Origin of the sequence: uncultured Sutterella sp. (assembly GCF_937923675.1) — a bacterium.
Classification (GTDB): domain Bacteria; phylum Pseudomonadota; class Gammaproteobacteria; order Burkholderiales; family Burkholderiaceae_F; genus Sutterella.
This window is the reverse complement of sequence record NZ_CALDXB010000021.1, coordinates 1-3,605: the sequence shown is the minus strand read 5'-3', so window position 1 is coordinate 3,605 and position 3,605 is coordinate 1. Positions and strand designations below refer to the sequence as shown.

1 protein-coding gene is annotated in these 3,605 nt (G+C 55.8%); it reads right to left on the bottom strand.

Annotated features, from left to right (window positions below):
* Positions 1–3,151: hypothetical protein (locus Q0106_RS02305; RefSeq protein WP_297608337.1), on the bottom strand; the 3,151-nt coding region annotated here is incomplete at its 3' end.
* Positions 3,152–3,605 lie beyond the last annotated feature (454 nt).

Here is a 3,605-nt window from a genome sequence, read left to right as displayed (position 1 = left end):
TCTGGTTGACGGCATCCATCGTGAGCGTCTGAACGCCGGTGGTGGCGCCGAGGGAGGCCACTTCATTACCGATCTTCGTCACCTGAAGGTCCGTGAGGCCATTGAGAGCCTCATCCTGCAGGAGGTAGCTCATGAAGGCTGCGGACGAAGAAGCCGGATTAGCCGTACCCTGCGTCACCGTCGCCTTTGCAAGCCCCATGGTCTTGAGACCTGCGAGGCCCTGCATATCTTCGTCAGCCTTGAGCGCAACTTCGTAAGTGTTGGCGAGGGTCTCAGAAGCACCCAGCGTCAGGATGCGGCCGTAGTCCATCACGAGGTCTGCAGTTTCAGCGCCGGTAACAGAAGTTTCAGACGCATAGAACTTGTCGCCGACCTTAGTATTGGCAACGTAAACCACGCTGCCGGAGGCAAGCGTCAAGGCCTCATCAAAGATCGCCGTCTTGCCCGTCACGTCGACATTCTTCGCGTCAACGAGGAGCATGGAACCAGCTGCGACGGAAACACCTGCCGTCAGAGACGCAGTCTGCGTCGCCGCACCAGTAGCCGCCAACGTACCCGTCAGTGTCTCGTATCCAGTTTCCGTCTTGTTGGAAACATAAAGAACCGACTTGACGACGTTCTTGTCCTGATTGCTTTCCGCAGTCGTATCGCCAAGGCTGTAGCCCGTACGATCGAAGAGCGTGGAAGCAGCCGTATTATCCGTGGTACCCACAGAAACGATCGAACCACGACCAGCTTCAACCGTAGCGCCGGAAGCAACCTTGCCGACGGCAACCGTCGAGGCTTCAGAAGTCAGGAGCTGACCATCCTTCCAGGCCGGATCCGCGAAAATCGAACCGGAAACAAGTTCACCAGCAACAAGGCTGCCGGCGGTCTCATTATTACCAACGGTCACAGCGCCAACGAGCTTGCCAACCGTAGCCGAGCCAAGGACTTCAGCGCCCGATGCATTAAGCGTACCAGCGACGGAAAGGTTGCCAGTAACATAGAGATCTGCCACGGTGAGGTCGTAAGCCGTACCGCTGGCAGTCTTGCCCATCGTCATGGTGCCGTCGACATCCAGGGACCCAAGCACCGAAGTTCCCTGAACATCCAGAGACGCAGCTTCAGCGACAACCATGTCGCCAGCGCCCTGTGAACCGCTTGCAAGCGCACCAATTTCAGCGCCAGTGCCGGTCACAATCAGCATCGTGCCGCTGTCGAGCGTTGCACCGGCAAGAGCGCCGCTAGCCGTCTGAACCAGCTTGCCGGTACCGTTGAGCTTAAGGGTATTCGAAACGGTCAGGGACGTTGCTGTGCCGGAAAGCTTAGCGGCAGCATACGAACCAGCAAGAGCACCGCTAACGCCGGTGACTGTCAGATCCTGCAGCTGATCAAGCTCGACACCGCCAAGGTCCTTGATCGAGTCGTAAGCGATTTCCGAGCCGGAAACCATGGTCGAAAGACCAGAGACACCGACGTTGGCAAGCGAAACAAGACCCGTACCGGAAGTCCCGTTGAACTTCTGAGCAAGTTCCGCAATCTTAGTAACATTCAGCTCCCCAGCTTCAATGCCGGTGACGTTGACGATACCTTGGTTATTGGTCAGACCAGTAAACCCAGAGGCAAGCGTTACACTGCCAGAAACGATTTTGAGACCAACAGCTTCGGCAGAAACATTAAGCTCGCCATCACCAACGCTAAAGCTGCTACCCGAAGCGTTGGCGAGAGCCTTGCTGATCGTAAGCGTACCGCCGCTGACATTCATGTTCGCGCCAGAGGCCAGTTTCAGGCTATCGATTCCAACAACGGCGTTGTCATCGATTGTAGCGGTAGATCCGGAAGCCATATCGAGGCCTGCAAGGGTCAGCTTGGCATCACCGTTAACATTAACCGTGTGACCGCTAGCGCCCTGCTGAGCCTGAACAGTGATCGTCCCGAAGGTGTAGTCGCCAGCCGTGAAGGCAATCTTCACAGCTCCCGACTGACCGCCAACACTCGCGTTCCCGGTGTAGTCCTTACCAGCGACCTGGAATTTGCCGCCTGCGAACGTAACATCACCATCAGCAAAGGCGATGCTGCCGGAGTTGACGACGCTTTCGTTCGTGATGTTGAAGACGCCGGTCTTATTGATGGTCAGCGTGTCAAACTTGAGGTGACCTTCAAGGGCATTGGAATTATTCAGCACGAGAATTTGCGTATTCAGCGTACCTTCGACAGTAATCGAAGCGGCTTTAGCTACGCCTGTGTTGCTGAACGTTGCACCTTCCTTGACTGTAAGAGTTTCAGTATTAAATACCGAGCTCTTACCCTCAGACCACTGGCCACCGGAAGTCGTGAATTCACCCGCCTTCAGCGTGAGCGAAGCCACATCAATCTTGCCGGTATTGGAGGAAGCCTTGACGCCTTCAACGGTCAGATTACCGCCCGACACCGTACCCGCATTGACAAGAGCGCCGACCGTCGTGCTGCCGCTCGAAACCGTATAGGTGCCGCTTGCCGCAACATTGAGCGTACCGTCAACATCAAGCATGCCGGCTTCAGACTTCGTGAGGGTTGAACCCTTGCCGATCGTCACATCGCCGAGCACCGTCATCTTGGCGCCGGAGGCAACTGAAAATTCACCGTTGCCAGTCGTCGTGAGAGCGCCGGAAGCAGCAGCTCCGCTGGCTTCTACGTAACGATCTGTGTAATCCTTGGTGGTAAGCGTAACGCTCTGAAGCGTCACGGTAGCGCCCGTCTGAGCAACAACCTTCGTGCCCGCAGCAGAGCTGGCAGCAGAGCGATTGATGACGAGATCACCAACGTTGGCGGTGGCTCCGGAGGCAACGGTCAGAACAGTCGCTTCCGCACCGGCGGTAGCAGAAGACGCAGCCGCGCCACTGGCAAGCTTATTGACAGCAGCCTGCGTCGTCACATCGACAGAACCGATGCCCGTTGCAAAATTGACGGTACCGGCATTAACGTTGATGGCGCCGACGAAGGATTCTGTCGAGCCATTCACATTGACGGTGCCTTCACCATTGAATTCAAGTTTATTGTTGCCTTTGCCCGCGGCGATGGAGTCCAGTCCCGCTTCAGCAGCACCGGTTTCGCCGATATTAACGACGCGGCGGTCGGCAGCATTGATCACAAGGGTGGAGTAGCCTTGAAGATAAGCAAAGCCGCCCATATCTTCATAACGATCGCCGAGAGCAGTTGCTCCGGAAACCAGAGTCGTTCCCTGTCCAGCTTTGTTGCCGGCATAGGTGACATCTTCTGTTGCATCAAGCGTCAGGGATGCACTACCGCTGGTGTTATCGGACCAGAGACGAATCGCACCGCCGAACCCATCCGCCACATTATTGGTAAAGGAAGCGTTCTTGAGCGTAATCGTCGAATTATCAAGAGCGACCGCGCCGCCCTTGCCGGCAGACTTATTGCCATTGAAAGTCAGGTTCTCGATAGCTGCGCTGCCGGAAACTTTGCTGATGTAGAGAGCACCGAAATCTTTTCCGCTTTCTGAAACGTAGCCGGAGAAGTCCTTGCCATTCCAAACCTTGGACCCCGAGACTTCATTGGTTGAGATCTCTTTAGGGGGCTTCCATAAATTCGGAAAGCCAGTTTTTCCACTTCGCCGACAGTAC